The 26,226-nt window shown below is 72.4% G+C and carries 27 protein-coding genes and 1 pseudogene; 11 read left to right on the forward strand and 17 right to left on the reverse strand.

Annotated elements, in window-relative coordinates; genetic code table 11:
* Positions 1 to 150: 150 nt before the first annotated feature.
* The gene (locus OG625_RS02570; protein ID WP_329376419.1) at positions 151 to 1,347 is read left to right on the forward strand and encodes an alpha/beta hydrolase; all 1,197 of its coding nucleotides are present in this window, start codon (positions 151 to 153) and stop codon (positions 1,345 to 1,347) included.
* Here the strand turns inward: OG625_RS02570 and OG625_RS02575 are convergent.
* Entirely contained in the window at positions 1,325 to 2,794 is a 1,470-nt protein-coding gene (locus OG625_RS02575; protein WP_329376420.1) for a carboxylesterase/lipase family protein, read from the reverse strand. The two genes, OG625_RS02570 and OG625_RS02575, sit on opposite strands and share 23 nt — an antisense overlap.
* Positions 2,795 to 2,895: 101 nt before the next feature.
* Between OG625_RS02575 and OG625_RS02580 the strand changes: the two genes are divergently transcribed.
* Positions 2,896 to 3,258, forward strand: coding sequence for a hypothetical protein (locus OG625_RS02580; RefSeq protein WP_329376421.1), 363 nt, complete (start codon positions 2,896 to 2,898; stop codon positions 3,256 to 3,258).
* 96 nt (positions 3,259 to 3,354) lie between these two features.
* Positions 3,355 to 3,639 (forward strand): chaplin, encoded by a 285-nt coding sequence (locus OG625_RS02585; RefSeq protein WP_329376422.1) that lies wholly within the window; start codon positions 3,355 to 3,357, stop codon positions 3,637 to 3,639.
* A gap of 83 nt (positions 3,640 to 3,722) precedes the next feature.
* On the opposite strand, the gene OG625_RS02590 is transcribed toward OG625_RS02585, so the two are convergent.
* The 4 genes from OG625_RS02590 to OG625_RS02605 are packed head-to-tail and all read right to left on the reverse strand — an operon-like array spanning position 3,723 to position 5,924.
* A complete protein-coding gene (locus OG625_RS02590; protein WP_329376423.1) occupies positions 3,723 to 4,586 on the reverse strand; it encodes a tyrosinase family protein in 864 nt (287 codons plus the stop codon).
* 30 nt (positions 4,587 to 4,616) lie between these two features.
* Positions 4,617 to 4,991, reverse strand: coding sequence for a tyrosinase family oxidase copper chaperone (locus tag OG625_RS02595; protein ID WP_329376424.1), 375 nt, complete (start codon positions 4,989 to 4,991; stop codon positions 4,617 to 4,619).
* 59 nt (positions 4,992 to 5,050) lie between these two features.
* On the reverse strand, positions 5,051 to 5,581 hold the full coding sequence (locus OG625_RS02600) for a GNAT family N-acetyltransferase (RefSeq protein WP_329376425.1): 531 nt from the start codon (positions 5,579 to 5,581) through the stop codon (positions 5,051 to 5,053).
* Between the two features lie 16 nt (positions 5,582 to 5,597).
* The gene (locus OG625_RS02605; RefSeq protein WP_329376426.1) at positions 5,598 to 5,924 is read right to left on the reverse strand and encodes a TRIC cation channel family protein; all 327 of its coding nucleotides are present in this window, start codon (positions 5,922 to 5,924) and stop codon (positions 5,598 to 5,600) included.
* Between the two features lie 188 nt (positions 5,925 to 6,112).
* On the opposite strand from OG625_RS02605, the gene OG625_RS02610 reads away from it, so the two are divergent.
* Positions 6,113 to 6,658, forward strand: coding sequence for an RNA polymerase sigma factor (locus OG625_RS02610; RefSeq protein ID WP_329376427.1), 546 nt, complete (start codon positions 6,113 to 6,115; stop codon positions 6,656 to 6,658).
* Entirely contained in the window at positions 6,655 to 7,716 is a 1,062-nt protein-coding gene (locus OG625_RS02615) for a CU044_5270 family protein (protein WP_329376428.1), read from the forward strand. The genes OG625_RS02610 and OG625_RS02615 overlap by 4 nt, the downstream gene beginning before the upstream one ends.
* Here OG625_RS02615 and OG625_RS02620 read toward each other — a convergent pair.
* The 3 genes from OG625_RS02620 to OG625_RS02630 are packed head-to-tail and all read right to left on the reverse strand — an operon-like array spanning position 7,713 to position 10,980.
* Entirely contained in the window at positions 7,713 to 8,813 is a 1,101-nt protein-coding gene (locus OG625_RS02620) for an acyl-CoA dehydrogenase family protein (RefSeq protein WP_329376429.1), read from the reverse strand. The two genes, OG625_RS02615 and OG625_RS02620, sit on opposite strands and share 4 nt — an antisense overlap.
* Positions 8,810 to 10,009 carry an acyl-CoA dehydrogenase family protein gene (locus OG625_RS02625; RefSeq protein WP_329376430.1) on the reverse strand — a complete coding sequence of 400 codons (1,200 nt, stop codon included), beginning with the start codon at positions 10,007 to 10,009 and terminating at the stop codon, positions 8,810 to 8,812. Before OG625_RS02625 ends, OG625_RS02620 begins: the two co-directional genes overlap by 4 nt.
* The gene (locus OG625_RS02630) at positions 10,006 to 10,980 is read right to left on the reverse strand and encodes an NADPH:quinone oxidoreductase family protein (RefSeq protein ID WP_329376431.1); all 975 of its coding nucleotides are present in this window, start codon (positions 10,978 to 10,980) and stop codon (positions 10,006 to 10,008) included. The genes OG625_RS02625 and OG625_RS02630 overlap by 4 nt, the downstream gene beginning before the upstream one ends.
* Positions 10,981 to 11,178: 198 nt before the next feature.
* Here OG625_RS02630 and OG625_RS02635 point away from each other — a divergent pair, with 198 nt between their 5' ends.
* Together OG625_RS02635 and OG625_RS02640 are read left to right on the forward strand one after the other, a co-directional pair.
* Positions 11,179 to 12,321 carry a hypothetical protein gene (locus OG625_RS02635; protein WP_329376432.1) on the forward strand — a complete coding sequence of 381 codons (1,143 nt, stop codon included), beginning with the start codon at positions 11,179 to 11,181 and terminating at the stop codon, positions 12,319 to 12,321.
* Positions 12,322 to 12,371: 50 nt separating this feature from the next.
* Entirely contained in the window at positions 12,372 to 13,268 is an 897-nt protein-coding gene (locus OG625_RS02640) for an SDR family oxidoreductase (RefSeq protein ID WP_329376433.1), read from the forward strand.
* An 18-nt stretch (positions 13,269 to 13,286) separates the two neighbouring features.
* Here OG625_RS02640 and OG625_RS02645 read toward each other — a convergent pair whose 3' ends face one another.
* Entirely contained in the window at positions 13,287 to 14,120 is an 834-nt protein-coding gene (locus OG625_RS02645) for an enoyl-CoA hydratase/isomerase family protein (RefSeq protein WP_329376434.1), read from the reverse strand.
* Positions 14,121 to 14,179: 59 nt separating this feature from the next.
* Complete coding sequence (locus OG625_RS02650) at positions 14,180 to 14,905, reverse strand: PIG-L deacetylase family protein (protein WP_329390396.1); 726 nt, start codon at positions 14,903 to 14,905, stop codon at positions 14,180 to 14,182.
* 93 nt (positions 14,906 to 14,998) lie between these two features.
* Here OG625_RS02650 and OG625_RS02655 point away from each other — a divergent pair, with 93 nt between their 5' ends.
* Complete coding sequence (locus tag OG625_RS02655; protein ID WP_329376435.1) at positions 14,999 to 15,790, forward strand: MBL fold metallo-hydrolase; 792 nt, start codon at positions 14,999 to 15,001, stop codon at positions 15,788 to 15,790.
* Between the two features lie 250 nt (positions 15,791 to 16,040).
* Here the strand turns inward: OG625_RS02655 and OG625_RS02660 are convergent, their stop codons facing one another.
* Positions 16,041 to 16,472 (reverse strand): nuclear transport factor 2 family protein, encoded by a 432-nt coding sequence (locus OG625_RS02660; protein ID WP_329376436.1) that lies wholly within the window; start codon positions 16,470 to 16,472, stop codon positions 16,041 to 16,043.
* A gap of 177 nt (positions 16,473 to 16,649) precedes the next feature.
* On the opposite strand from OG625_RS02660, the pseudogene OG625_RS02665 reads away from it, so the two are divergent.
* Positions 16,650 to 16,793, forward strand: a pseudogene (locus OG625_RS02665) (transposase); the annotation flags it as partial.
* 232 nt (positions 16,794 to 17,025) lie between these two features.
* On the opposite strand, the gene OG625_RS02670 reads toward OG625_RS02665, so the two are convergent.
* From OG625_RS02670 to OG625_RS02695, 6 genes are all read right to left on the reverse strand, one after another.
* On the reverse strand, positions 17,026 to 17,784 hold the full coding sequence (locus OG625_RS02670; RefSeq protein WP_329376437.1) for a DUF4097 family beta strand repeat-containing protein: 759 nt from the start codon (positions 17,782 to 17,784) through the stop codon (positions 17,026 to 17,028).
* 5 nt (positions 17,785 to 17,789) lie between these two features.
* Positions 17,790 to 18,434 (reverse strand): response regulator transcription factor, encoded by a 645-nt coding sequence (locus tag OG625_RS02675; protein ID WP_329376438.1) that lies wholly within the window; start codon positions 18,432 to 18,434, stop codon positions 17,790 to 17,792.
* Complete coding sequence (locus OG625_RS02680; protein ID WP_329376439.1) at positions 18,425 to 19,636, reverse strand: sensor histidine kinase; 1,212 nt, start codon at positions 19,634 to 19,636, stop codon at positions 18,425 to 18,427. The genes OG625_RS02675 and OG625_RS02680 overlap by 10 nt, the downstream gene beginning before the upstream one ends.
* A gap of 862 nt (positions 19,637 to 20,498) precedes the next feature.
* A complete protein-coding gene (locus tag OG625_RS02685) occupies positions 20,499 to 21,809 on the reverse strand; it encodes an alpha/beta fold hydrolase (RefSeq protein WP_329376440.1) in 1,311 nt (436 codons plus the stop codon).
* A gap of 109 nt (positions 21,810 to 21,918) precedes the next feature.
* Positions 21,919 to 23,004, reverse strand: a complete 1,086-nt coding sequence (locus OG625_RS02690) for an S-(hydroxymethyl)mycothiol dehydrogenase (protein WP_329376441.1) — start codon at positions 23,002 to 23,004, stop codon at positions 21,919 to 21,921.
* Between the two features lie 103 nt (positions 23,005 to 23,107).
* Positions 23,108 to 24,088 carry a LysR substrate-binding domain-containing protein gene (locus OG625_RS02695; protein ID WP_329376442.1) on the reverse strand — a complete coding sequence of 327 codons (981 nt, stop codon included), beginning with the start codon at positions 24,086 to 24,088 and terminating at the stop codon, positions 23,108 to 23,110.
* Between the two features lie 71 nt (positions 24,089 to 24,159).
* Between OG625_RS02695 and OG625_RS02700 the strand changes: the two genes are divergently transcribed.
* Together OG625_RS02700 and OG625_RS02705 are read left to right on the forward strand one after the other, a co-directional pair.
* The gene (locus tag OG625_RS02700) at positions 24,160 to 25,095 is read left to right on the forward strand and encodes a dihydrodipicolinate synthase family protein (protein WP_329376443.1); all 936 of its coding nucleotides are present in this window, start codon (positions 24,160 to 24,162) and stop codon (positions 25,093 to 25,095) included.
* Between the two features lie 407 nt (positions 25,096 to 25,502).
* Entirely contained in the window at positions 25,503 to 26,219 is a 717-nt protein-coding gene (locus OG625_RS02705) for a LysM peptidoglycan-binding domain-containing protein (RefSeq protein WP_329376444.1), read from the forward strand.
* Positions 26,220 to 26,226 lie beyond the last annotated feature (7 nt).

The raw sequence follows: 26,226 nt of genomic DNA on the forward strand, positions 1-26,226 counted from the left end.
TGGCACCGGGTAACGGCCTTCTCCGGAAAGCCCCAAGAGAAGGAAAAATGCGGAACCCGGCCACTCATTCGTTCATCTTCCGAACGGACGGACCCAGCCGCCAGACCACACCGCCCCTTCGGGGCAGCACCAGCCGGAGAGCCACCGCACATGTCGTACTCACCCGACGGGCAGCAGTACCCGCCGCAGCCCCCGCACGGACAACAGCCGCAGTACGGCGGCCAGTACGGGGATCAGCACGGAGGCCAGTACGGAGGCCCCCAGGGCTACGAACCCGAGCCGCCGCCCCGCAGGTCGCGGGTCCGCCGCTGGGTGATCGCCGGTGCCTCGGTCCTCGCGCTCGCCGGAATCGCGGCCCTCGTGATGAACCACTACGAGATACCGCCCTTCACCGACAAGGGCTCCGCCGTCTCCTTCGGGCAGCCCCCGGCCGGCAACGGCAAGAAGGACGGCACGGCCAAGCAGCCCGCGAACTCCAAGATGCTGATGCCCACCGGGCCGGCCGCCGAGTTCAAGAATTCGATGACCCTGCCGGACGGCACGCACGTGGCCGTCACCACGCTGGACGGCAAGAAGTCCGGCTTCAAGGGCAAGGTCTGGGTCTGGGCTCCCAAGGAGTACGACGACCCGAAGTTCGCCAAGAGCGGCTTCCCGGTCATGATCGCCCTGCCCGGCGGTGCCGGATTCCCGAACAACTACTGGATGGGCACCGACCTGGGGCTGCAGACCAGCATCAGCAAGTGGTACGCGGAGGGGAAGAGCAAGCCCTTCATCCTCGCCATGCCGGTGCTGAACCCCGGGCCCGACGACAAGGGCGTCTACTGGGACGGCTCCGACATCCCCGGTCAGCCCAAGATGGGCACCTGGCTGACCGAGGACGTCCCGGACCTGATGAGGGCGAACTTCCGCACCGTGAAGTCCCGTGACGGCTGGGCCTTCATGGGCTCGTCCACGGGTGGCTTCGCGGGCCTGAAGGCCGTGCTCAAGCACCCGGACAAGTTCAAGGCCGTGATCGCCTCCGGCCCGGACATCGTCCCGGACTCCTCCCTGTGGAAGGGCTACGACAAGGAGAAGGCCGAGAACAACCCGGAGGTGCTGGCGAAGCAGCTCATCGACCGCAAGGGCCCGGACGTCTACCTCGCCTTCCAGGTCGGGGACAGCGAGAACAACAAGAAGACCCTGCCGGACGTGGAGAAGTTCATCGCCACCTACGGCAACAAAGGGCCGGTCCACACCAGCCTGAAGGTCATCCCGGGCGGCAAGCACAACGCCAAGACCTACGTCCCGAACATGGGCGAGGGCCCGATCCAGTTCATCAGCAAGGTCATGGAAGGACCCGTCGAATAGCCCGCGGCCCTTCCACCCGCTCCTCCTTCGACTCCGGCCCGCCGAACATCCTCGGCGGGCCGTTGCCGTCCCAGGGCGCCCAGCCCGGATCGCCGCCGACCGCGAACCGCACGCAGGCCGCATGCATCTCCTCGGCCAGCGCCTGCGGGGCGTCCGGCCCGGCCAGCCACGAGGCCTCCGGCACGCGCAGGGTGTCGAACACGAAGCCGAGTTCCAGGGCGTGGCAGGCGCCGAGCCCCGGTACTCCGGAGGGCCAGCCGAATTCGTACACGTAGCTCGGCGCGGCCCGCCGGGCCCCGGCGAGCCGCCGCAGCGGGTCGCGCAGCAGCCGGTCCGTGAGCAGCTGCCCCGCGATCTCGGCGGGGCTCGCCCCGGGCAGGGCGGCGCGCAGCGCCCGTACGTCGGCACGGTCCTTCCCGCTGCGGTAGCGGGCCAGCGCCACGGCGAGCGGGCCGAGCCGGTCCAGGAGCCGCATCCCGCCGGTGGGGGCGAGCCAGAGCCGGTACTCGTCCCTGGTCCAGCCCAGCAGCAGGGGCACCTCGCTGCGGGCCGCGGCACCTTCGAGGGGGTCGACGGGGAGCGTGTCCGGGTCGGCCACCAGACCGAAGGCGGGTCCGCCCATGAGCGGGCTCGACTTGCGCAGCACCACCGCCTGCGCGGCGAGCAGGTCCGACAGCGGGGTGGCGGCGAACGCCCTCGCGGTGGCCTCCACCTTGAGCAGGGAGGCCATCCGTCGCACCATGGCGCGGACCTTGTCGCGCGGCAGCACCTCGGGGGCTCCGCTCTGCAGGACGGCCTGCGAGAACAGTCCGGTGGCACGCGGGGCGGCGAGGAGGGCGCCGATGCTGATGGCTCCGGCTGATTCGCCGAAGACGGTGACGCGGGCGGGGTCTCCGCCGAAGGCCTCGATGTTGTCGCGGACCCATTCCAGGGCGGCGATCTGGTCGAGCAGCCCGCGGTTGGCGGGGGCGTCGGGGAAGAGCCCGTAGCCGAGCACCCCGAGCCGGAAGTTGCAGGAGACCAGCACGACCCCGTCGCGGGCGAAGGCGGCGCCGTCGTAGACGGGCACGGCCGAGGAGCCGCGGGTGTGGGCGCCGCCGTGCAGCCACACCATGACGGGCAGCCGGGCCGCGGGCGCCGGGTCGGGCGTCCACACGTTGACGGTCAGGCAGTCGTCCCCGGGGATCCGCGGGTCGGGCAGCAGCGCCGCGAAGGTATCGGGGTAGGGCACCTTGGGCGCGGTGGGCCCGAAGGAACCGGCGTCCCGTACGCCCTCCCAGGCGGCTGGGGGCGCGGGCGCCGCGAAGCGCAGGGCGCCGACGGGCGGGGCGGCGTAGGGGATGCCCCGGAAGACGGCGCTCCCGTGGACGTCCGTCCGGCCCTCGACCGTGCCGGACCCGGTCCTGACCCGGGGCCTCGCGCGGTCCCCGTCAGCCGGTGCGCTCATCTCTTCCTCCTGCTGTTGCCGGTGCTCGGCGCACGGTCGCACAGCCCTCCAACGGGTGACAAGGCGTGACCGTGCCCGGGACCCGTCTGGTTGGACGGAGCATGCGATCCCTGCGTATCCACCCCACCCTGCCCGCCCTGTCCGCCCTGTCCGCCCTGTCCGCCCTGTCCGCCCTGTTGCTGGCGGCGGCAGCGCTGGCCGTCGGCGCCGGTCACGCCGCCGCAGCCGGAGCGGACTTCCAGTACCTCGGCCAGGACGACCAGCCCCACCGCCTCGCCGCGCCGAAGGGCTGTGTCGAGGCGGAGGGCGGCGGCAGTCGCGCGGTCTCCAACAAGACCCCGGCCACGGCGACCTTCTACCGCGATCCGGGCTGCAAGGGCGAGACGGTCGCCGTCCTGCGGCCGGGCACCGTCACCCAGGTGCGGCCGTACTTCGCCTCCGTGGCGTTCGCCGTCACCAGGTAGGCGCAGGGGCCGTGACCCCTTGGCCCTCGCTGCGTTGTATGCCATGTCAAATGCTGCAGATTCTGTGGCTTCCCATATCTCACGAGGAGATCTTTGATGTCGCGTATCGCGAAGGCATTCGCCATCACCGCTGTGGCCGGTAGCGCCGTTACCGCGGGTGCCGGTCTGGCTGTCGCCGATGCCGGAGCGCACGGTGCGGCGGCCCACTCCCCCGGTGTCCTGTCGGGCAACCTTCTCCAGGTGCCGGTCCACGTCCCCGTCAACGTCTGCGGCAACACGGTCAACGTGATCGCGCTGCTCAACCCGGCGTTCGGCAACACCTGCGTCAACGCGTCGGGCGGCGGCGACCACCACACCGAGGGTGGGAGCTACGGCCACTGATCGCCTGATCTTCTGATCGGCTGATCGTCGAAAGGGCCCCCGCCGACCGGCGGGGGCCCTTTTCGTCTGCCCGCTGCGTGCCGTCATGCGTAGCGGTACACGCCCCGATGGCTGAGCGCCTCGCGCGGGGTGAGGTTCCACGGCGGCATCGGCTCGTCGAGGGCGATGACCCGGCCGCGCTGGAGGTCTCCGTACGGGAGGGGGGTGGCCGGCAGGTAGCCGGAGCCGGGGTGCTTCGCCTGCCAGCGGTCCCAGATCAGGTCCACGAAGGAGTGGTGCAGCCAGAACGCGGGGTCGTTGGGCGCGGTGCCGCCCGTCATGTGGCCGCCGATCCACTGGTGGACCTTGTTGTGGTTGCGCCAGCGTTCGCTCTTGGGCACGGACCAGCCCTCCAGCTTGTTGCGGAAGCCGCCCGCACTGGCAGTGGAGTCCCAGGGCGAGACGTCGTAGGTCGGATCGTCGATCGCCCACCGGAGTTCCGCCGGGGTGGGGAGCGCGATCGGGTTCTGCGGCCGGCCCAGGTTGCGGGTGAGGAAGGCGGACTCGGTGATGCCGACGGTCACCGTCCAGTTGCCCTTGTCGTAGGCGAACGGACCGGTCATGACCTTCCGGTCGCTCGCCCTGCCCGTGCCGCCGAGGAAGTCGTCGGCCCAGAGGGACGAGACCGGGCTGGTGTCGGTGGTCCAGTCCCAGTAGGGGACGGAGACGCCGGGGTCCACGCGCTGCAGCTCCTTTTCGAACTGCAGCAGGTAGAGCCGGTGCCAGGGGAAGAAGGACGGCGACATGTGTCCGACGCGGAGCTTGCGGTCGCGGTCGGGCACGAAGTACTTCTCGTGGGTGCGCACGAAGGAGTCGTAGGTGCCGTCGCGCTTCAACTCCAGCACGGCCGCCGTGAACCGCTTCTTCTGTGCGCTGGTCAGGTCCTTCTGGTTCTGCCGGGTGTACAACGCGGGGCTCCTCCCGTTCCCGTACGTGTGTCAGCCGTGGTGCGTGGCCGGCGCGAACGCCAGCTGGACCGTGCCCAGCTCGTCGACGGCGGCGCGGGCCAGTTCAAGGGGCGTCCCGTAGGACTGGAAGTGGTTGATCCCGCTGAGGTAGCTGCCGTCGGCGCGGCGCATGACGTGCAGGGGGCGGCCGTCGATGCGGACGCCTGCGTGGTCGACTGAGATGTGGCGGCCGCGGTAGGTCTCCTCCTCGGCGAGGGGGGCCGGCGTCAGCGTCTGCCGGGGGCGCCGGGCGCGCAGTACGGGGGCCAGGGCCACGCCGGTACCGGCGAGCACGGCCGCGGTGAAGGCCGTACGGAGCATCGCGCGGCGGGTCAGTGGTGCGGCGGCGGTTGCTGCGGACAACATACGGTCTCCCTCGCTCGGTGGCCGGCGGCTACGGGTCTAACGCCGCGCGGCGGGCGAGGTCACCCTTGAGGGTGCTTGTAGAAGAGGGTGGTGGGGTGCAGGCGGCCGGCCGGGTCGGTGGCGTAGTCGGGGATGGTGCCGACCTCGGTCCAGCCCGCCCGGCGGTAGACCTGTTCGGCGCCGCTGCCGGTCTCGGTGTCCAGGAACAGCAGGACCACCCCGGCGCGGGCGGCGGCCGCCTCGGCCTCGGCGAGCAGGGCGCGGGCGGTGCCCCGGCCACGGGCATCCGGATGGACCATGAGCTTGCGCAGCTCGGCGCGGTGGCGGCCGTTGGGCTTGGACTCCCGGTACCAGCTGACGGTGCCGTCGATGCGACCGTCGCCGCCGGTGCGGGAGACCCACAGGGCGAGGGATCCGTCCTCCACGGCGGGCAGCAGGGAGTCCCACCAGGCGGCGGCGCCCGCGTGGTCGAGATCGGCGAGGAAGCCGAGCGAGGAGCCGCTCGCCACGATGTCGAGGAGGAGGGCGGCGAGTTCCTCGCGGTGGGCGCGCAGGCCGGTGGCGTCGAGGGGGCTGATGGGGGCCGTCATGCGGCCACCCTACGGATCAGGCAGGGACGCGCTGGAGGCGGGGGAGGTGGAGGTCGCGGAAGATCGCGGCCATCCGGAGTGCGAAGACGAGGGCCGCGGAGACGGCGGTGTTGACGGTGTCCGGGGCCCCGGCCCAGTGCAGGGCGAGGTAGGAGGCGGCGCCGGCGAGGGCGGCGGTCGCGTACACCTCCTCGCGCAGCAGCAGCGGCGGGAACTCCCGGCAGAGCACGTCGCGGACGACCTCGCCGGTGACCCCGGTCAGGGCGGCGAGGATGAGGACGGCGACGGGGGTGACGTGGGCGTCGATGGCGGCCATGCCGAGGAGGTAGAGGGCGTGCAGCATGGCGTGGCCTCCTTCACGGGGCAGGGGTCGGTGACGGCAACCCGTCGAGGTTGCCGCACCGCGCGCGCCCGGCGCATCGGCCCTTCGGCCATCCCGCGCGAACGCTCACGGGCGCCGCGACAAGTACAGGGTGAGGCCGCTACGACACGCGGCCGGGGAGGGGAACGCGTGTGGACGCGGACGAACAATTGCTGACTTGGTCAGCGAAGAACCCAGCGGCCTTCGAGACGCTGGTCGTACGGCACTCGGTGAGCCTGCACGGCTACCTGGCGCGCAGAGCACCCGACGCGGCGGACGATCTGCTGTCCGAGACGTGGCTGCAGGCCTTCGCCGGACGTGCCGGTTTCGACGCCCGGCGGGGTACGGCCCGGGCCTGGCTCTTCGGCGTTGCCCGGAACGTACTTTCGGGCCACTGGCGGCGGGCCGCCCAGGACCGAACCGGTGTGCCTGCGCCGGGCGCCGACAGCAGCGACCCCTGGCAGGCGGTGGACCAGCGGCTGGACGCCGCGGCCTGCAGGCCGCTGCTGCGCGACACGCTCGCCGGGCTGCCGGCCGTGGAACGGGAACTGCTGCTGCTCGTCGCCTGGGAGCAGCTCACCCCTATTGAGGCGGCCGGCGTGGTCGGCATCCCGGCCGGAACGGCGCGTTCGCGGCTCCACCGCGCCCGGGGCCGCCTGCGGACCGCCCTCGCTTCCCCGGACTACTCCCTTCGTCTTTCTGGAGAGATGGCATGACGGACCGTACGACGGACTTCCCTGACCTCTTGGACTTCCACGGTGCCGACGCGCTGCGCACGGCCGGTGAGGTGGCCGCGCCCAGCCCTGCGGTCGTGGGGGCCGCCCTGTCGGCCGTGCGCTCCGCCGCGGCGGCGGAGCGTGGAGCCGCGCCCGAGGTGGTACCGCTGCGGCCGCGACGCCCCGGACCGCGCACCCGCAGGCTTATCGTCTCGGCCGTGGCGATAGCCGCGATCGCGGCGGGCGTGAGCGTCTACCCGGTCAGCGGCCTGCGGGGATCCCCGCCCGCGGCCACCGCCAGCGCCGCCGGCTTCCTGCGCCAGGTCGCGGCGACGGAGGCCAGGGGCACGGCCACGGACGCGCCGTACTGGAAGGCCCACACGGTGCAGTCCCGCTGGGGCAGTCCCCGCAACCCGGATCTCGAATACTCCGAGACACCGTCGGTCTCCGACGTGAGCAAGTGGTTTTCGGCGGATTCCGTGTTCTTCCAGGCCGGAGCCGACGGGCAGGTCGTCAAGTCCGGCGCGGGCAGCCGCGGGTGGATCAAGCCTCTCCCCGGTACCCGTACCGAAGGCCTCAGCTGGGAGGAGGTGAAGCGGCTTCCCTCGGACGCCGCGGCACTCAAGGCGGTCCTGGAGGGGTTCTACCCGGGAGGCCCTGGGTCGGACCCCGAGGCCGATCCGTTCCTGGCCTACTGGGACACCTTGAGCAGCCTGCTCGCGTTCGCGCCCCTCGAACCACTGCAGCGGGCGGCCGTGTACGAGCTCCTCGCCGACCTGCCGGGGCTCCGGCTGGTCGGGCCGGTCAAGGACAGCACCGGCCGATCCGGAACCGCCGTGGAAACGGACACCCACGACATGCGCATCCGCCTGATCATCGACCCCGAGCAGGGCGGAATGCTGGAATCGACCATTCACTACCACGGCGGGGAACACGACGGAAAGCTCGCCAAGCGCATGACGGTCGTGTCGGCCGGTCCCCAGCAGAGCATCCCCCCGTACCTGGAACCGTCAGGGAAGGCCCTCGCAAAGCCCCACGAGAGCACGCCTGCCCCCTAGGGGGCGGGGAGTTCCGCGAAGTCGGCGACCAGGCCGCGGTGGTGGCCCGTCGTGCCCAGGGCCAGGGAGTCGGCCTTGGCCCGCTTGAGGTAGAGGTGGGCCGGGTGTTCCCAGGTCATGCCGATGCCGCCGTGGAGCTGTACGCACTCCTCGGCGGCCCGGACGGCCACGCCCGAGCAGTACGCCTGGGCCACGGCCACCGTGAGTGGAGCGTCCGGCGCCCCCGTGGCCAGGGCGTCTGCCGCCGCTCTGGCGGCCGCGCGGGCGGAGGCCACGTCGAGCCAGAGGCGGGCGAGGCGGTGCTTGAGGGCCTGGAAGGAGCCGACGGGCCGGTTGAACTGGTGGCGGCCGCGGACGTGGCGGACGGTCTCCGTCAGGCACCACTCGGCCAGCCCGAGCTGCTCCGAGGCCAGCAGCCCGGCCCCGGTGAGCAGCGCCCCCGCGACCGCGGCGCGCGCCGTGGCGGGGTCGGCGAGGCGGATGCCGGCGGCCTCCCGCAGGGTCACGGTGGCGAGCGGGCGCGTCAGGTCCAGCGGGACCTGCGCGGTCAGCTCGGCGGAGGCGGCGGGGACGGCGTACAGCCCGGTGTCGGCGAGGACGAGGAGGACGTCGGCGGCCACCGCGTCGGCGACGGAGGTGACCGAGCCGCTCAGGGTCCCCTCGCCGGAGTCGCGGAGGGCTGCGGGCAGGGGCGCGCCCGGGGCCAGGGTCAGCGGCAGCGCCGGTGCGCAGATCCGGCTGCCCGAGGCCAACTCGCGTAGGAGCTCGGCGGATTCGGGGGTGTCGCAGCCGAGCAGGATCTCCGTGGCGAGCACCGAGCTGGTCAGGAACGGCACGGGCGCCACCGCCCGGCCCAGTTCCTCCAGCACCACGGCCGCCTCGCGGTGGCTCGCGCCCTGGCCGCCGAGCTTCTCCGGTACGAGGAGACCGGCGGCTCCGATCCCGGTGGCGAGGGTCTCCCACAGGGCCGGGTCGTGCGGGTGGCCGGTCTCGGCGCGGGCGAGGACCGTCGCGCTGTCGCAGCGGTCGGCGAGCAGGGACCGTACGGCGGAGCGGAGTTCCTCTTCCGTCTCGGCGTAGAGCAGGTCGAGGGTCATCGGGCCAGGTCCTTCCAGGGGAGGTCCTTGTCGTCGCGCGGCTCGGGGGGCAGGCCGAGGACGCGTTCGGCGACGATGTTGAGGAGGATTTCGCTGGTGCCGCCCTCGATGCTGTTGCCCTTGGCGCGCAGGTAGCGGTAGCCGGCTTCGCGGCCGGTGAAGTCGACGCCCTCGGGGCGCCGCATGGTCCAGTCGTCGTACGCCAGGCCTTCCTCGGCGAGGAGTTCGACCTCCAGGCCGCTGATCTCCTGGTTGAGCCGGGCGAAGGTGAGCTTCATTCCCGAGCCCTCGGGGCCGGGCTGTCCGGCGACCAGCTGCTGGCGCAGGCGTTCTCCGGTCAGGCGCGCGACCTCGGCCTCCACCCACAGTTCGAGCAGGCGCTGGTGGAGGGCGTGGGTGCGCAGTTCGGGGCGTTCGCGCCAGGTGGCGGCGACGGGGGCGATCATGCCGCCCTCGCGGGGGATCCGCATGCCGCCAATGGAGACGCGTTCGTTCATCAGGGTGGTGCGGGCGACGGCCCAGCCCTCGCCGACGGCGCCGAGGCGCTGGGCGTCGGGGATGCGGACGCCGGTGAGGAAGACCTCGTTGAACTCGGCCTCGCCGGTGATCTGGCGCAGCGGCCGGACCTCGACGCCGGGGGCGTGCATGTCGCAGAGGAAGTACGTGATGCCCTGGTGCTTGGGGAGCGCGGGGTCGGTGCGGGCGATGAGGATGCCCCAGCGGGCGGTGTGGGCGCTGGAGGTCCACACCTTCTGGCCGTCGACGACCCACTCCCCCGCAGCCTCGTCGAGGACGGCGCGGGTGGCGAGCGCGGCGAGGTCGGAGCCGGCGCCGGGTTCGCTGAAGAGCTGGCACCAGACCTCCTCGCCGATCCACAGGGGCCGCAGGAAGCGGCGCTTCTGCTCCTCGGTGCCGTACGCGAGGATCGTCGGCGCGGCCATGCCGAGGCCGATGCCGATCCGGCGCGGGTCGTTGTCGGGGGCGCCGGCGGCTTCCAGTTCCGCGTCGACGACGGCCTGCAGGGTGCGGGGCGCGCCGAGTCCGCCGAGGCCTTCGGGGTAGTGGACCCAGGCGAGTCCGGCGTCGAAGCGGGCGCGGAGGAAGTCGGTGCGGTCGGTGGTGGCGGGCGGGTGGGCGGCGAGCAGGTCCCGCACTCGGTTGGACAGTTCCTCGGCGGTCACGGTGCTTCGGGTCATCGGGACGCTCCGTCCATGGCCGGTACGAGGACCAGCCGGCCGGTGGTGGTCCCGTCGGCGAGGCGCTGCACGGCGTCGGCCGCGGCGGCGAGCGGGAGGCGTTCGCTGACGAGGGGCTTGATGGCGCCCTCGGCGGCGAGCCGGGTGAGTTCGGCGTGGCAGGCGCCGATGGCCGCGGGCTCCTTGGTGGCGTACAGGCCCCAGTGCAGGCCGAGTACGGCGTAGTTCTTCACGAGGGCGTGGTTGAGGGCGGGGGCGGGGATGGTGCCGCTGGCGAAGCCCACGACGACGATCCGGCCCTCGAAGGCCACGCACTTGGCGGAGGCGGTGTAGGCGTCGCCGCCGACCGGGTCGTAGACGACGTCGGCGCCCCGTCCTGCGGTGAACTCCTTGACGCGTGCGACGAGGTCCTCGGCCGTGCGGTCGATCACCAGGTCGCAGCCGAGCTCCTCGGCGGTGCGGGCCTTGGCCTTGCCGCCGACGACCCCGATGACGGTGGCTCCGGCGGCCTTGCCGAGCTGGACGGCGGCGCTGCCCACCCCGCCCGCCGCGGCGTGCACGAGGAGGGTCTCGCCGCTCTGGAGCCGGGCGCGGCGGTGCAGGCCGAACCAGCCGGTCTGGTAGCCGATGTGCAGGGCGGCGGCCTCGGCGTCGTCGAGGGAGTCCGGGGCGGGGAGCAGGGCGCGGGCGGGCGCGGTGACGTACTCGGCGAAACCGCCGTGCGGCAGGCTCGGGTTGGCGATGACGCGGCGGCCGTCCTCGGTCTCGCCGCAGACCTCGACCCCGGGGGTGAACGGCAGCGGCGGGCGGATCTGGTACTGGCCGCGGACGAGCAGCGCGTCGGGGAAGTTGACGTTGGCGGCGAGCACCTTGAGCCTCACCTCGCCCTCGCCGGGCACCGGCTCGGGAACCTCCTCGAGGCGCATCGCCTCGCGCGGTTCGCCGGGTGTGTGTACGCGCCATGCCTGCATCCGGGGCCTCCAGCCGCCGTCGAGAATCACGCTCCGCGGGCATACTAAGCGGTCGCTTGCCCTCTTGTGAACCCGTCGGAGGCGCGCCCGAACAATCGGGTGATCTTTCCGGGTCTGCGGGGATAGCATCAACGGGCAGATGCCATAAGGCATATGACACGCAGCATCAGGGGGAACCGTCCGATGAACAGAAGCCGCATGAGACGTACCACGTCCGCCGCCGCAGCCGCGATAGCCCTCGCGGGCGTCGTCACGGCGGCGGGCCCGGCCACAGCGGCCACCACTCCGTGCACTCCGGACGTCATCAAGCTGCCCGGCATCAACAGCGACTCCTCGGGCGGCGGGCGACTGAAGGATTTCGGCGCGAACGGCCTGGCGGTCGGCTCCAGCGCCAACCTGCCTGTGTACTGGACCTCGGACCGGACGGCCCACGCCGTCCCACTGCCCGAGGGCTTCCAGTCCGGCGAGGTCAAAGCCGTGAACTCCAAGGGTCTGATGGTGGGCACCGTGGAGCGCAGCTCGGACCGCGCCCTCACGGCGTTCACCTACCAGCAGGGCGCCGAAGCCGTCCAGCTGCTCGACGCGGGTGCCACCGGCACCGTCGCGTTGGACGTCAATGACGCGGGCCACGTCGTCGGCAGCGACGCGGGCGGCGCCAAGGAATGGCTGAACGGCAAGGTCGTGCGCGTGCTGCCCGTCCCCGCGGATGCCCATCCGAGCACCAGGATCGTCTCGATCGCGGGCATCAACAAGCGCGGTGACATCACCGGCACGGCGCACACGGAGTACTACGACGCGGACAACGACCAGACCATCACCAAGACCTTCCCCGTGGTCTGGCCGGCCGGGGGCGGCTACCCGCCCTACAGCCTCCAGGTGTGGAACGAGGGCCACTGGAGCGTCGGCAGCTACGCGCGGGACATCGACGATCGCGGCCGGGTCATCGGAGTCGAGCACTTCAGCTACCGGGACGACCAGCAACGGACCGCTGCCGTCTGGAAGAAGCCGTACGACGCACTGCCCGCCGACCCGGGCAAGGTCTCCGGGTACGAGCACCTCGAGCTCGACGCCGCCAGCCCGACCACGAACGTGGCGGTCGGCACGGCCGCCACCTTCGTCGAGGGTTACCCGAACTACATCCAGGCCGCCTACTGGCCGGGCCGGGGCCCGGCGCTGGCCCTCCCCCACCCGGCGGGGGCGAGCAAGGACTCCCGCAGCGAGGCCTCCACGGCCTCGGACGACGACCGCGTCGGCGGCTACTTCTACGACTGGAACACCGGCGTGTCCAACGCCGTGATCTGGACCTGCGCGAGCAAGCAGGCGTACGCGCCGCAGGGCTGATTCCGTCCCCGGCATGGTCATCTGAGCGCCCGCACGCTATCGATGGGCGCATGGAGACCCCCCTGCGCGGGCTGCCCGCGCCACCCCCGCTCGGCGCCGCCGCCCTGCCTCCCGGTACGTACGCCGGGCAGGTGGTCCTCGTGACCGGCGGCGGCACCGGGCTGGGCAAGGCCATCGCCGCCGAGTTCGCGCGGCTCGGCGCCGATCTGGTGATCGCGAGCCGGCGGGCCGAGCAGCTCAAGGCGGCGCGGGAGGAGCTGGCGGCCGTACCCGGCGCGGGCCGGGTGTCGGCGGCCGTCTGCGACATCCGGGACCCGGAACGGGTCGCGGAGGTCTTCGACGCGGCCGAGGCGGCGTTCGGCCTCCCGGACGTGCTGGTGAACAACGCCGCCGCGAACTTCCCTTCGCCGGCAGAGGACTTGTCGCCCAACGCCTGGCGGGCGGTGGTCGACATCACGCTCACCGGCACCTGGTTCATGACCCGCGAGTTCGGCCGCCGCCACCTCGCCGCCGGTACGCCGGGCTCGATCGTGAACATCGGCGCGTCCTACGCCTGGACGGGCGGTCCGGGTTTCGCCCACAGCGCCGCCGCCAAGGCGGGAGTGAAGAACCTCGTGGAGACCCTCGCCGTCGAGTGGGGCCCGTACGGCATCCAGATCAACGGCCTCGTCCCGGGGCTGTTCCCGCACGCCGACATGACCGAGGACATCCTGGACGGCCTGGAGCGCGCCGCCCCCGATGCCAAGCACGCCCGGCAGCCCGCGCTGCGGGTCGGTGCGCCGCGCGAACTGGGCTGGGCCGCGACCTTCCTGGCCTCCCCCTACGCCCGGTTCGTCACCGGCCACACGCTGGTGGTGGACGGGGCGAACTGGCAGCGCCGGACCGTGGTGAACCCCGAGGTCGTCCCGGTACGGGAACAGCTGGGGCGCGGCCCGTTCGAGGGATGAGCCCCGCACGTGCGGCACCTACCCTCCGGTGAAGCGCGGCGGGCGGCGGGCCGCCTTGGCGCCGTAGCCCTCTCGGATGTCGTCCGAGGTGAGGGTGAGGGCCGCGGTCATCGCCACGCCGTCGAGGGCGGCGGGCAGGGCGGCGTCCGCGTAGGCGTCGATCCCCCGCTTGATGCCCTGGACCGCGAGGGGCGCGTTCGCGGCGATCTCCTCGGCGAGTGCGCGGGCGGTCGCTTCCAACTCGTCGCCGGGCACGACCTCTTGGACCAGGTTCAGGCGGTACGCCGTGGCCGCGTCGACGCGGCGGCCCGTCAGGGCCAGGTACTTGGCCCAGCCCGCGCCCGCCTCGCGGGCGATGCGCAGGTCGCCGCCCGCGTCCACGGCCACGCCCAACCGGGCTTCCGGCAGGGCGAAGACGGCGTCCTCGGCCGCCACCCGGATGTCCGCCATCAGCGCCAGCTCGAAGCCGAAGCCCAGGCAGTAGCCCTGGACCGCGGCCACCACCGGCTGCGGGAGTCGGCTGAGGACGGCGAAGCGCTCGTGGACCCAGCGGATGCCCTCGTAGTAGTTGCGGGTGCGTTCGGCGGCGGACGCCCCGGTGATGGCGCCGCCCGGCGCGGTCACGTCGATCCCCGCGCAGAAGGCCCGGCCCTCGGCGCGCAGCAGCACCACCCGTACGGAGGGGTCGAAGCGGATCCGGTCCGCGAGCAGGCCGAGTTGCCGGGTGGACTCCCAGCTCCAGCCGTTGAGCTTGTCCGGGCGGCACAGGGTGAGGACCGCGATCCCGTCGGCCGTGTCCAGCCGGATCCGCTCCTCACCCTCCGCGATCTCCGTGGAGACGGTGTCGATCACCTGGCCCGCGCTCCCCTCACCCACATCATCTGAGGAACCGTCAGACTAGGGGTGGCGGGTCAGTGGGGGAAGACCTCGAACAGCACCGCCGGGCGGCCGCCGAACCGGGCCGCCGCCTGCTCGGCGACGCCGCCGAGGAAACCGCGCACGTACTCCTCGGGGTCCTGGTCGGTCAGCCCCTCGATGTACGCCTTGTGCTCCAGGAGCGACTTCACCGCCCGCTCCATGCCCGGCCCGGCGTCGGCCCCGTGCGTCGGGGTGGTCGTCCCGGTCACCGCGACCCAGCGCACCCCGTTCCAGGGCTCCAGGCCCTGCTCGGAGAGGAGTTCGGGGAAGATCCACCGGTTGCCCGCGTCGGCGGCGGCGTCCAGGGTGGCCCGGCCCACGGCCTTGTGGTCGGGGGTGTTCCAGAAGCCGCCGCCCTCCGCACCGCCCCAGGTGTCGCGGTGGTTCAGCGTGATCACCAGCTCGGGACGGTGGCGGCGGATGGCCGCGGCAATGTCCCTGCGCAGGTCGAGGCCGTACTCGACGACGCCGTCGCGGTAGTCGAGGAACTCCACCTGGGAGACGCCGACGACGGCCGCGCTCGCGCGCTGCTCCGCCTCGCGCAGCGGGGCGCATTCGGCGGGGGCGATGGTGTCGATGCCCGCCTCGCCACGCGTGGCGAGGAGGTAGACGACCTCGCGGCCGCCGTCCGTCCAGTTCGCGATGGCGGCGGCGCCGCCGTACTCCAGGTCGTCGGGGTGGGCCACCACCGCGAGTGCGCGCTGCCAGTCGGTGGGCATGGGCGGCAACGGGGGCCGCTGATCGCGCTGTTCCTGCTGTTCGTGCTCTTCGTGCTGTTCCTGCTGCTCAGTCATACGTCGCACAATAGGCGAATGGATCACCACGGGCAGGTGGTGGCGCTGCTCGACGCCACCGGGAGCTTCTTCGAGCCGGCGCGCACCGCGTTCCCCGGGGCCGGCGAGGCCGCCTGGGCGCGGGCCGCGCTGCTGGACCCGGGCGCGGCCGGGCCGGAGGGGTCCTGGGTGCTGGACTTCCGGTGCTTCGCGATCGCCCGGCCGGGCGGCCGCTGGGTACTGGTGGACGCGGGGGTCGGACCGGCCGCCTCCCCCGCCGCCGCCTGGGCGCCGGTCCCCGGGCGGCTGCCGGCCGCACTCGCCGAGGCCGGGATCGAGCCTGCGCAGGTGGAGGCGGTGGTCCTGACCCACCTCCACGAGGACCACGCGGGGTGGGCGTCGGGGGCCGCCGGGGAGCCGTACTTCCCGGCCGCGCGGTACGTCGTCCAAAGCGCCGAGGTCGCCGGGCTGGACCGGGCCGACCCGGTGTGGGATTGGACGGTGGCACCGCTGCGGGCCGCCGGGCAGCTGCACGAGGTGGAGGGGGTGCACCGGCTCTTCCCCGGCATCACGCTGCTCCCGACGCCGGGACACACCCCCGGGCACCAGTCGGTGCTGGTGGAACAGGGCGACGGGGCCCGGGACGTGCTGGTCACCGGCGATGTGCTGGTGCACGCCGTGCAGTTGGCCGATCCGGCGATCCCGTACTCCCACGAGCGGGACCGTGCCGCGGCCCGGGCATCCCGGGAGGCTGTCCTGGCCCGGGCGGTGGAGCAGGGCGCCCTGCTGGGCACCGCGCACCTGACCCGGGCCTTCGTGGAGCCGGGTTAGTGCCCTGGCCGGGCTTCGGGGCGCCCACCTGCGGAAGCGGGTACGGAGGCTGATCCTGGACTCCGGCACCGGCAAGTCCCACTTGCCGACGGGCTCGGGAGGGCCGCTCGTCCACGGACAGCCTCGAAGGGCCTCGACGGGACGCCTCCGACACCACGGACACCGTGGCCGTGGCCGACGGGCACGGATGAACCGAACGAGGTGCGCCGGCGCCCCACCGGGGCCGGCGCCCGGCACCGGACCGTGCCGGTCAGGCAGCGAAGCGGCGGTTGCCGGTGAGCGACCACACGGCGGAGATCCGGCCGTCCGTGACCGCGAACATGTCGATGCCGCTCTTGACTGCGACGTCTCCGCCGCCGTCGTCGTGGCTCTCGGTCCACCGGCAGGCCATCTCGCCGCGCTCGGAGTCGACCAGCGGTGCGGCGTCGGCGGCGAACGTCAGGCCGGTGAGGGCGAGGCCGTTGACCGAGATGAACGCCGTCAGTTCGTCCTGGCCGAACGTCTTGGCGGAGCCGCCGCCGTCGAAGTCGTCCGCGAAGTGCAGCCGGAAGTCGGGGGCGAGTATCTGCTCGGCGAGGGCGACGTCTCCGTTCCAGAGCGCTGTCCAGCCCTCCACCAGCCGGGTGCCGGCCTCCCGGGTCAGCGGTACGGAGTCGGTACTGGGCGTCGTCGTCGCAGACATTGGGTGCCTCCCGTGGTCGGTACGTGGTCACCCAGCCTACGGGCCGGGGGGACAACCCCCTATCGGTGTCCGGCCCTCCGGGCGGCGGCTCAAGCGAACCTCCAGAGCTCATCGAGTGCGCCTAGGACGCCATCCCATTTGGGCCAACTCGGCAGGCTGTGGGGCGTGGTGGGGATCACGTCGGGCTGCACATGGCAGCAATTGCCCACAACGTCGTTCGGGCCCTCAGGGGCAACTGCCCACGGACGGTTCACCGAGTGGACGAACGCCAGAGTGTGGGCCAAGCTGCACCGCCTGGTGCTTGACGAGCTTGGCTTTCGCGCCGCGGAGAAGTCAACGGCCCGCGCCCACGCCGCACAGGCTAAAGATCACGTCAGACACGTACCGCGGCTGATGCCGTCCGTGGCGTTGGCGTTTCGGCGCCGGGGCGAAGCGAAGAGCGCCAGCCGTGCGCAGCTCCTACACCGCCGGTCTGCGCACGGCCCGTCGGCCGCTGTCCGTCGCGGGCTCCGACGGCTCGTGACCTCTCCAGGATCAGACCGGCGGCGGCTCATCAGTGGTGGATGTCGATACCGCCGTTGCTCGTCTTCACCGTCACGGTGTGGTTGGCCTTGCGGTCGACCGGGATGTCGATCTTGGGGTTGCTGTTGGCACTGGTGGCCTGGATGTAGTAGCCGGAGGACGGCAGTGTGAGGTCGACGCCGCCGTTGCCGGTGGTCACGTTCGTCATTGTGGGGGCAGTGCGGAATGCGGCCCTGACCTCGCCGTCCGTCGTCGTGGCCTCGAACCGGTCGGACGTGGCGCCGGCCACATGGATCTGGCCGGTGGTGCTGTTCAGGGCGAGCGGCCCGGAGAGGTCGGTGAGGTCGATGCCCCCGGAGCGGGTCCTGATGTCGAGACTGCCGGCGAGGCCTCGCGCGGTGGTTCCCCCGTCGACGGTGGTCACCTTCACCGCGAGCTTTTCGGGCAGCGAGATGTCGAGACGGAAATCGTCGCAGTCGCCGGTGCACGACTGGGACACGGTGATGGTCGCGCCGGCTGTGCTGGTCGTCAGCTTCGGCGGGGTGCTGCCGGTGTACTTGCCGGTGGCGGAGACATGCACGAAGGAGTCGCTGCTCGCCTTCAGTGAGACGCCCGCGTTCGCGGTGTCGATGCTCAGCAGGGTGGCGGCGGACGCGTCGGCCTGGTCGGCTGCGGAGAAGCTGTCGCGGGCTTTCATTACGTTGACCACGGACCAGGCGCCCACGGCGACGACGACGAGCAGGACGATCAGGCCGCTGCTGATGATGAACCGGCTCTTGACAGAAGACATTGCTTTCAAGCTCCCAAGTAGCGTAGGACTGCGCGGACCCGGCGGTTCTCGCCGTCCTCCGGGTGCAGTCCGAACTTCGCGAAAATGTTGCTGATGTGCTTTTCGACTGCGGCGGGACCGATGACCAGTTGTGCGGCGATCCCCGAGTTCGAGCGGCCCTCGGCCATGCCTGACAGGACGTCCTTCTCCCGGGGGGACAGCGTGGCGAGCGGGTCCCGCTTGCGGCTGCGCGCCAGCACCTGCTTGACCACCTCGGGGTCGAGGACGGTGTCCCCCAGCACGATCCGTTTCAAGGCGTCGACGAAGTCGTCGACGTCGGAGACCCGGTCCTTGAGCAGATAGCCGACTCCACGGGTGTCGTTGCCGATCAGGTCGATGGCGTAGCTCTCCTCGACGTACTGGGACAGGACGAGCACCCCGACCTCCGGCCAGCGGTTACGGATCACCAGTGCGGCGCGCAAACCCTCGTCGACGAAGGTGGGCGGCATGCGTACATCGACAACGCACACATCGGGATGGTGCTCGGCGACAGCCCTCAGCAGGGCTTCGCCGTCGCCGACCGCGTCCACCACCTCGATGCCCTGCTCCTCCAGGAGCAGCACGATCCCCTGCCGCAGCAACGTGGAATCCTCGGCGATCACTACACGCATTTCATGTCCACTTCGATGACGGTCGGCCCGCCGACCGGGCTGGTGACCCTCAGTCTGCCGTCGACCCCGGAGACCCGGTCCGCGAGGCCGCTCAGGCCGCTGCCCCGCCCGAGGGTCGCCCCGCCGATACCGTTGTCGCCGATCGTCACCGCCAGCCGGTCGTCGACACGGCGGATCGTCACCCAGGCCGTGCTCGCCGCGGCATGCTTGGCCACGTTGGTCAGGGCCTCGCTCACCACGAAGTACGTGATGCCCTCGACCGTGGTGGACGGTCTCGGTACGGCATCGACGTCGATCGTGACCGGGATCGGGGAGCGGGCGGCCACCGCGGACAGCGCGGCGTCCAGCCCCCGGTCGGTGAGGACCGGCGGGTGCAGTCCCCGGGTCAGGTCGCGCAGCTCGTTGATGGCCTGGCGGGCTTCGCTGCGGGCACTCTCGATCAGCTCCACCGTCTCGGGGTGTCCCGCGTCCCTGAGCCGCGAGCTGGCCCGGCCCAGAGTCATCGCCATGGCCACGAGACGCTGCTGCGCGCCGTCGTGCAGATCGCGCTCGATCCTCCGCCGCTCGGCCTCCGCGGCGTCGACCACCCGTGCCCGGCTGGCCGTCAGGTACGCGACCTGCTGGGTGAGTCGGGTGTCCCGGGAGGGGGCGAACAAAGTGCGGGCGAGGGAGATGTCCAGGGCCCGCAGGGTGCGAACAACCACCGGTGACACCGTCAGGCCGGCAAGCACTCCGACCGCCGCGACGGCCAGGGCCGTGCCCGTGTTGTCGATGTTCAGAGGACCGATCGCGGCTCGCCCCAGGGGCAGCTCCGCGTAGTAGAAGGGCAGCAGGGCCAGCATCGTCGGGCCGGCCCAGGCCAGGGCGACCGCGACCACGTTCAGAGCAGACACCGGGATCAGCAGCACGAAGTAGCAGACCTGCCTCCGCGTCGAGCGGCTGGTCAGCACGGTGAGCGTGGAGCGCGGCAGGTTCTTGGACAGTTCCAGAGCCGGCTGTGCGGGAATCTCCCGCCCGCACAGAGTGGCGTACCGGTCGCGCTCGGCACCGGCGAGCCGGTGCAGAAGCCAGGCCGCCGCGATCACCAGTGGTGCGCCGATGAGGGCGACCGGCAGCAGGCAGATGCCGGTCACGAGCAGCATCAGCACGGCGAACCCGGCGAGCGCGGATATGCCGTCGGCCGCCAGGTGAGCGGACGCCAACCACAGCTGGGGCGATTTCAGAGCCCGCACGGGATTGCGTGGCAGGACCTGGCCTGCGGGCCCCGTATGCGAACTCGGTTTCCCAGTCACCTGGTCCGGCCCGCACCACCTGTCGGGGCCGGCATCCCGACTCCTGAACTCGTCCATCGTGGTCCCATGCTTCTCGATTCATCCGCTGACTCCGAAAACACTAGGCGGGTGGCCCGCGTCAGCGGCACTCGGACAACCCACGAGTTCGAGGTAGGGAAAACCCACCGCCGGGCGATCCGCTTCTCTTTGAGGGCCGCTTCGACGACCTCATCGACGACCACGTGGCCGAGGCGCTCGACGGGCTCCTCGGCGAGAGCCTCGACGCGGCCGTAGCCGCGCGGCGTCGGCGGTACCGAAAGCAGGACTGTCCCTTGATGGTGTCGCTGGTCGCGGTGGTATCCGGCCTGTCCGTGGTGCTGGTGGACCATCCCGGCGCTGTGGCGACGCTGTGGGTGGCCGCGGCGGTCATCTGCGCCTGCCGGACGCGAATCTGCCGGCCATACGAACTTGGCAGGTGGGGCCGGCCTGCCGCACACGGCAAGTTCGGATCGAAGACCCACTTGACCGCCAAGCTGGGCTACGACTACCCACCTGCAGAAATCGTTACGTCAGCGTGCATCCGCCACCGCATCGGCCGTAAGAAGAACGAGTCCTCCCAGCGGCGCTGGACCCTCGAACGCGCCATGGCCTGGCTCGCCTGCCGCCGCTCCACCGACGCTACGAACGCAGCGGTACAGGTTCTCCTTCGGCACGCGCGTCCAGGCCTGCGCGCCGACGGGGGTCTCCCCCGCCGCGCTGAACGGCGGAGTCGGTCGCGGAGGAGCGCTGCCTCCTACGCCTCGTCGCGTACGAGGGCCAGCAGCCGGTCGAGGACGCGGGGGCCGCCCGCGCGCACCCCGTCGTGCTCGAACTCGTCCGTCACCCAGGTCCGCAGGCCGCGGATCGCGCGGGCGGTGCGCAGGGAGTCCGCGGTGTCCACGTACAGGTCGTCGTGGTAGACGGCGGCGGCCACCGGCACCTCGTTGGCGGCGAGCCGGGCCGGGTCGTAGAGCGGCTGCCAGCCGGTACGGGCGGCCAGCAGGTCGGCGGTCTCGCGGAGCGGGGCGAGGGCCGGGTCGGTGGTGAAGTGCCAGGGGTGGACGGTCTCCCCGGTGAACAGGAGCGGCTCGTCGCCGGCGAGGGTCTTGGCGGTGTCGAAGCGGGGCCGGTCCGCGTGCACCCTGTCGGCTGCCCACGCGGTGGGCGCACCCGGGTCCTGGGCGTAGATCGACTCGTGCAGCAGCGCGTAGAGGGGGTGCCCGGCGAAGGAGAGCTGCCCGCGGACGGCCTCCAGGAAGCCGTCGGAGAGGGCGGGGCCGGCCGGGGTGGGGACGAAGGCGTCCTCCAGGAGGTAGTGGAGCTGGTGGCTGCCTTCGCCGGCGCCGAGGAGGATGCCGAGGGACTGGAAGGCCCGGGCGGTGAGGAGGTGGCCGCCGGGGAGCTCCGCGGGGCGCTCCGTGAGGTGGGCGGCGATCCTGCGGGCGCGGTCGACGTCCATCGGGTAACGCGTGTAGTGCGCCAGGTTCTTGCGCTCCATGCGCGGGTACGCGGCCTCGTACACCTCCCGCGCGGTGGCGGTCAGCGAGGGTAGACCGCCCGTGATGAGGGCGGCGGTGAGGCCCTCGGGCGCGGTGGAGAGGTAGTTGACCGTGCAGAAGCCGCCGAAGCTCTGGCCGAGCACCGTCCAGGGGGCGCCGCCGGTCAGGCCGGGTCGGATGGCCTCGGCGTCGCGCACGATGGAGTCGGAGCGGAAGTGGGCGAGGTACTCGGCCTGCTGCTCGGGGGTGCCGCGCAGAGGCAGGGTCTGCCGGTTCGCGGGGGTGGAGCGGCCGGTGCCGCGCTGGTCGAGGAGCAGGACCCGGTACTCGGTGAGCGCCCGCTCCAGCCAGGCCTGTCGGCCGGTGAACCGCCGGGCGCCGAAGCCGGGGCCGCCCTCCAGGTACAGCAGCCAGGGCAGGGTCTCGGGGTCCTTGTCCGAGGCGACGACCTCGCGGGCGTACAGCTCGATCCGCTCCCCGTCCGGGCGCGCGTGGTCCAGCGGGACGGTGAACCGGTGGTCGGTGAGGACCGTTCCGGGGTGGCGGTAGCTGTGCTCGACGGTCACGGACGGCCCCTGGGGTACGAGGTACGGAGACCCGCGGCCCCGGCCGGATCGCGGCCGGGGTGCGGGTGTGGCTTCCGCCCGAGTCTAGGCGCTGCCCGGCGGCGCCCCTTCAGAACTCCACTACCGAGCGGAGCACCTCGCCGCGTTCCATCCGGGCGAAGGCCTCCTCGACCCCGTCGAGGGGGATCGTCTCGGAGACGAACGCGTCCAGGTCGAGCCGGCCCTGCAGGTAGAGGTCGATGAGCAGCGGGAAGTCCCGCTCGGGCAGACAGTCCCCGTACCAGGAGGACTTGAGGGCGCCGCCTCGGCCGAAGACGTCGATGAGCGGGAGTTCGAGTTTCATGTCCGGGGTCGGCACGCCGACGAGCACCACCGTGCCGGCGAGGTCGCGCGCGTAGAAGGCCTGGCGGTAGGTCTCGGGGCGGCCGACGGCCTCGATGACCACGTCCGCGCCGTTGCCCCCGGTCAGTTCCTGGACGGCCTTGACCACGTCCTCCGTACGGCCGTTGACGGTGTGCGTGGCGCCGAGGCCGCGGGCCCACTCCAGCTTCCGGTCGTCGAGGTCCACGGCGATGATCCGCGAGGCGCCCGCCAGCCGGGCCCCGGCGACGGCGGCGTTGCCGACTCCCCCGCAGCCGATGACGGCGACGGAGTCGCCGCGTCCGACGTTGCCGGTGTTCAGGGCCGCGCCGAGGCCGGCCATCACCCCGCAGCCGAGGAGTCCGGCGGCGGCGGGCGAGGCTGCCGGGTCCACCTTGGTGCACTGGCCGGCCGCCACCAGGGTCTTCTCGGCGAACGCGCCGATCCCGAGCGCCGGGGAGAGCGGGGTGCCGTCCTCCAGGGTCATGGGCTGGGTGGCGTTGTGCGTGGCGAAGCAGTACCAGGGCCGTCCGCGCTTGCAGGCCCGGCAGGTGCCGCACACCGCACGCCAGTTGAGGACGACGAAGTCGCCGGGCGCCACCGAGGTGACGTCCGGGCCGACCGATTCGACGACCCCGGCGGCCTCGTGGCCGAGCAGGAAGGGGAACTCGTCGTTGATGCCGCCCTCCCGGTAGTGCAGGTCGGTGTGGCAGACCCCGCAGGCCTGGACCCGGACGAGCGCCTCGCCCGGCCCGGGGTCGGGCACGAGGATCGTCGTCGTCTCCACCGGTGCGCCCTTGCTCCGGGCGATGACCCCTCGTACGCGATGCGTCACGTCTACCCCGTTCTGGTGTCGTTGGCTCCCGTCAGGACGGAACGTACACGGGCGGCGCCCGGCTGGGCAGTTGTCTCACCGTGCGCCGCGCGATCTCCCCCGGCTACCTCCCCCGGATTCCGTCCGGGGGGACCCCCACGGAGGTGCCCCCCGCCAGTTCCGGTGGTACGGCCGCCCGCAGGGCCGCGCCGAAGGCGGCCACGGCCGGGTGGGCGGCGGCTCCGCTGCGGAACGCGAGCTGGGTGCGCCGCCCCATGAGCAGGCGGGTGAGGCGGACGGCCGGATCGGCGGGGTCCGTGATGCCGAGCTGCGGTACGACGGCCACGCCCTGGCCGGCGGCGACGAGGGCGAGCACGGTGGCGAACTCGTCGACCTGGTGGCGGACCCTCGGCGTGAATCCGGCGGCCTGGCAGGCCCGCAGGGTCATGGCGTGGCAGAGGGTGCCGGGGGTGGCGGTGATCCAGGGTGCGTCCGCGTGCGTACGCAGGACCGCACCCTGGGCCGCGACGGTGCCTGCGTCCTCCTCGACCGGGTCCGGGTCCGGGTCGTCGGCGGCCGGGGCCGCCAGGTACATCGCCTCCCCGTACAGGGGCTCGGTGGTCAGGCCCGGCTCCTGGGTGGCGGGTACGAAGTCGTACTCGTGGACGAGCGCCACGTCCAGGTCCCCGGCCCGCAGCGCGTGCGCGACGGCCGCCGGGTCGGTCTCCGAGACCATGGGCTCCAGCCCCGGGTGGCGCCGGGCGAGGGCGGTGAGGGCCGCGGGGACGATGGCCCGGGTGGCGGTGGGGAAGGCCCCGATGCGCAGGGCGCCGGCCAGGCCGCCGCGCGCTTCGGCGAGATCGGCTTCGGCCAGTTCGAGGCGTTCGAGGACGGCTTCGGCGTGCTCGACCAGGTGCTGCCCGGCGGGGGTGAGGCGGACCCGGCGGCCGGTGCGTTCCAGGAGCGGCAGGCCGGCTTCCCGTTCGAGGACGGCCAGTTGCTGGGATACCGCCGAAGGGCTGAAGGCGAGGGCATCGGCCACGGCGGCGATGGTGCCGCGGCGGGCGAGTTCGCGCAGCAGGCGCAGGCGCCGTACATCGAGCATCGGCTCAGCTTACGGGACTGGTAAGAAATGCGAACTGGATCTGACGGGTCGGGCGGGCGAGGCTCTACGGCATGGCACAGGACACCACTCAGAACGCGGCCCGGACCCTCTCCCCCGCCGCCTCCCTCCACGGGATCCACCTACCGCTCGTCACCCCCTTCGACCGGGCCGGGGAGGTGGCCGCCGAAGCCCTCGAAGGGCTCGCCCACGAGGCGCTCGACGCGGGCGCCACGGGAATCGTCGCCCTCGGCACCACCGCGGAGAGCGCCGCCCTGGACGAGGCGGAGCGCGACCTCGTCACCGACGTGTGCGCCCGGGTCTGCCGGGAGCGGGGGGCGGTGCTGACCGTCGGCGCCGGGGCGAGCGGGACCCGGGCCGCCGAGGCATCCCTGGCCCGACTGGCCCGGTGGCCGGGGGCGCGGGCGGCGCTGGTGACGGTCCCGTCGTTCGTACGGCCCTCGGCGGCGGGGGTGCTGGCGCACTTCACGCGACTGGCCGAGGTGAGCCCCGTACCGCTGATCGTCTATCACATCCCCTACCGCACGGGGCAGCCGCTGAACGCGGCCGCGCTGCGGGCGATCGGGGCGCTCCCGGGGGTGGCCGGGATGAAGTACTCCGGCGGGGGCATCGGCGAGGACACGGTCGCACTGCTCGGCGACCTGCCGCCCGGGTTCGAGGTGCTGGCCGGGGACGACGCGTACGTCTCCCCGCTGCTGGCGCTCGGCGCGACGGGCGGGATCCTCGCCTCGGCCCACCTGGCGACAGCCCGGTTCGTGGAGCTCGCGGAGGCCTGGCGGGCGGGGGACGCGGCCCGGGCCCGACTGCTGGGGCACGCCCTGGCCCGGCTGTCCGCGGCGGCCTTCGCCGAGCCCAACCCGACGGTCGTCAAGGGCGCCCTGCACGCCCTGGGGCGGATCCCGACCCCCGACGTACGGCTCCCGCTGCTGCCTGCGTCCGAGGCGTCGGTGGCGGCGACTCTCGAGCGGCTGACGGAACTGCCCGCCTAGCCCGGACCGGACCGCGCCACGCCACGCCACGCCGCGCCGCGCCGGAAAGCATCCACTGTGGGCGATTTGCACCATACGCACGAGCCGCCCCAATAGGGCCTGCGGAGAGTGGACTTGCCCGTATTGGCCGTGCGACCGCGGGCCCGTGATGTGAGTCACGCCGAATACGCCAACATCATTTCCAACAGGAGGCCGATTCCCTTTCCCCGGAAAGGGAATCGGCTATTGCGCCGAGACACCGACAAGGTCATTTACCGGACCTGTCACGGGATGTCGATCTACCGGTGGAATTCGGGTCTTGTTCCCGCCCGGCGGCAACGCCTACGGTCACCTCGTTCCTGGTGGTCCGCAGCCGAATCCCGGCCGGCGCCGGGGCTCTCCCGTCCCCCCACGTGAGGAATTCCGCCATGCCCGCCAAGGGAAAGCACCGCCGGCCGAAGCACAACCCGATCACCCGCAAGCTGGCCCTCGCCGGCACGAGTGGCGCGGCCCTCACCCTCCCGCTGATCAGCGCGACCACCGCCGGGGCGGTGGAGACGACCGCCGCTCCCGCGGCCCGCACCACGGCCACCGCAGCCGCCGCGGCCGCTCCCACGACCTATTCCGTGGTCGCCGGTGACACGCTTTCCGAGATTGCCGCGAAGCATTCCGTGAGCGGCGGCTGGAAGCAGCTCTATGCGGCGAACCGGAGCGCCATCGGCGACAACCCGGCGATCATCCGCCCCGGCATCAAGCTGAAGCTCGGCACCGAGGCGAAGGCCGACCGCGCGAGCCGGTCCGCCGCCCGGCCCGCCCTCACCTACGCGAACAACCTCGACGGCTGGATCCGCGAATCCCTCGCCGTGATGGCCAAGCACGGAATTCCCGGTACCTACAACGGAATTCACCGCAACGTGATGCGGGAGTCCTCCGGCAACCCCCTCGCGATCAACAACTGGGACATCAACGCCCAGAACGGCATCCCGTCCAAGGGCCTGCTGCAGGTCATCGACCCGACCTTCCGGTCCTACCACGTGCCGGGCACCTCGTCGGACTCGTACGACCCGGTCGCCAACATCACCGCGGCCTGCAACTACGCGGCCGCGCGCTACGGCTCCATCGACAACGTCAACGGGCCCTACTGAGCCGCCC

It is taken from the genome of Streptomyces sp. NBC_01351, from assembly GCF_036237315.1.
Lineage (GTDB): Bacteria > Actinomycetota > Actinomycetes > Streptomycetales > Streptomycetaceae > Streptomyces.

Coding starts and splice junctions, on each gene's coding strand:
- OG625_RS02570 (WP_329376419.1), top strand. CDS start 151: ATGTCGTACTCACCCGACGGGCAGCAGTACCCGCCGCAGCCCCCGCAC.
- OG625_RS02575 (WP_329376420.1), bottom strand. CDS start 2,794: ATGAGCGCACCGGCTGACGGGGACCGCGCGAGGCCCCGGGTCAGGACC.
- OG625_RS02580 (WP_329376421.1), top strand. CDS start 2,896: ATGCGATCCCTGCGTATCCACCCCACCCTGCCCGCCCTGTCCGCCCTG.
- OG625_RS02585 (WP_329376422.1), top strand. CDS start 3,355: ATGTCGCGTATCGCGAAGGCATTCGCCATCACCGCTGTGGCCGGTAGC.
- OG625_RS02595 (WP_329376424.1), bottom strand. CDS start 4,991: ATGTTGTCCGCAGCAACCGCCGCCGCACCACTGACCCGCCGCGCGATG.
- OG625_RS02600 (WP_329376425.1), bottom strand. CDS start 5,581: ATGACGGCCCCCATCAGCCCCCTCGACGCCACCGGCCTGCGCGCCCAC.
- OG625_RS02605 (WP_329376426.1), bottom strand. CDS start 5,924: ATGCTGCACGCCCTCTACCTCCTCGGCATGGCCGCCATCGACGCCCAC.
- OG625_RS02615 (WP_329376428.1), top strand. CDS start 6,655: ATGACGGACCGTACGACGGACTTCCCTGACCTCTTGGACTTCCACGGT.
- OG625_RS02620 (WP_329376429.1), bottom strand. CDS start 8,813: ATGACCCTCGACCTGCTCTACGCCGAGACGGAAGAGGAACTCCGCTCC.
- OG625_RS02625 (WP_329376430.1), bottom strand. CDS start 10,009: ATGACCCGAAGCACCGTGACCGCCGAGGAACTGTCCAACCGAGTGCGG.
- OG625_RS02630 (WP_329376431.1), bottom strand. CDS start 10,980: ATGCAGGCATGGCGCGTACACACACCCGGCGAACCGCGCGAGGCGATG.
- OG625_RS02635 (WP_329376432.1), top strand. CDS start 11,179: ATGAGACGTACCACGTCCGCCGCCGCAGCCGCGATAGCCCTCGCGGGC.
- OG625_RS02640 (WP_329376433.1), top strand. CDS start 12,372: ATGGAGACCCCCCTGCGCGGGCTGCCCGCGCCACCCCCGCTCGGCGCC.
- OG625_RS02650 (WP_329390396.1), bottom strand. CDS start 14,905: ATGCCCACCGACTGGCAGCGCGCACTCGCGGTGGTGGCCCACCCCGAC.
- OG625_RS02655 (WP_329376435.1), top strand. CDS start 14,999: ATGGATCACCACGGGCAGGTGGTGGCGCTGCTCGACGCCACCGGGAGC.
- OG625_RS02660 (WP_329376436.1), bottom strand. CDS start 16,472: ATGTCTGCGACGACGACGCCCAGTACCGACTCCGTACCGCTGACCCGG.
- OG625_RS02670 (WP_329376437.1), bottom strand. CDS start 17,784: ATGTCTTCTGTCAAGAGCCGGTTCATCATCAGCAGCGGCCTGATCGTC.
- OG625_RS02675 (WP_329376438.1), bottom strand. CDS start 18,434: ATGCGTGTAGTGATCGCCGAGGATTCCACGTTGCTGCGGCAGGGGATC.
- OG625_RS02695 (WP_329376442.1), bottom strand. CDS start 24,088: ATGCTCGATGTACGGCGCCTGCGCCTGCTGCGCGAACTCGCCCGCCGC.
- OG625_RS02700 (WP_329376443.1), top strand. CDS start 24,160: ATGGCACAGGACACCACTCAGAACGCGGCCCGGACCCTCTCCCCCGCC.
- OG625_RS02705 (WP_329376444.1), top strand. CDS start 25,503: ATGCCCGCCAAGGGAAAGCACCGCCGGCCGAAGCACAACCCGATCACC.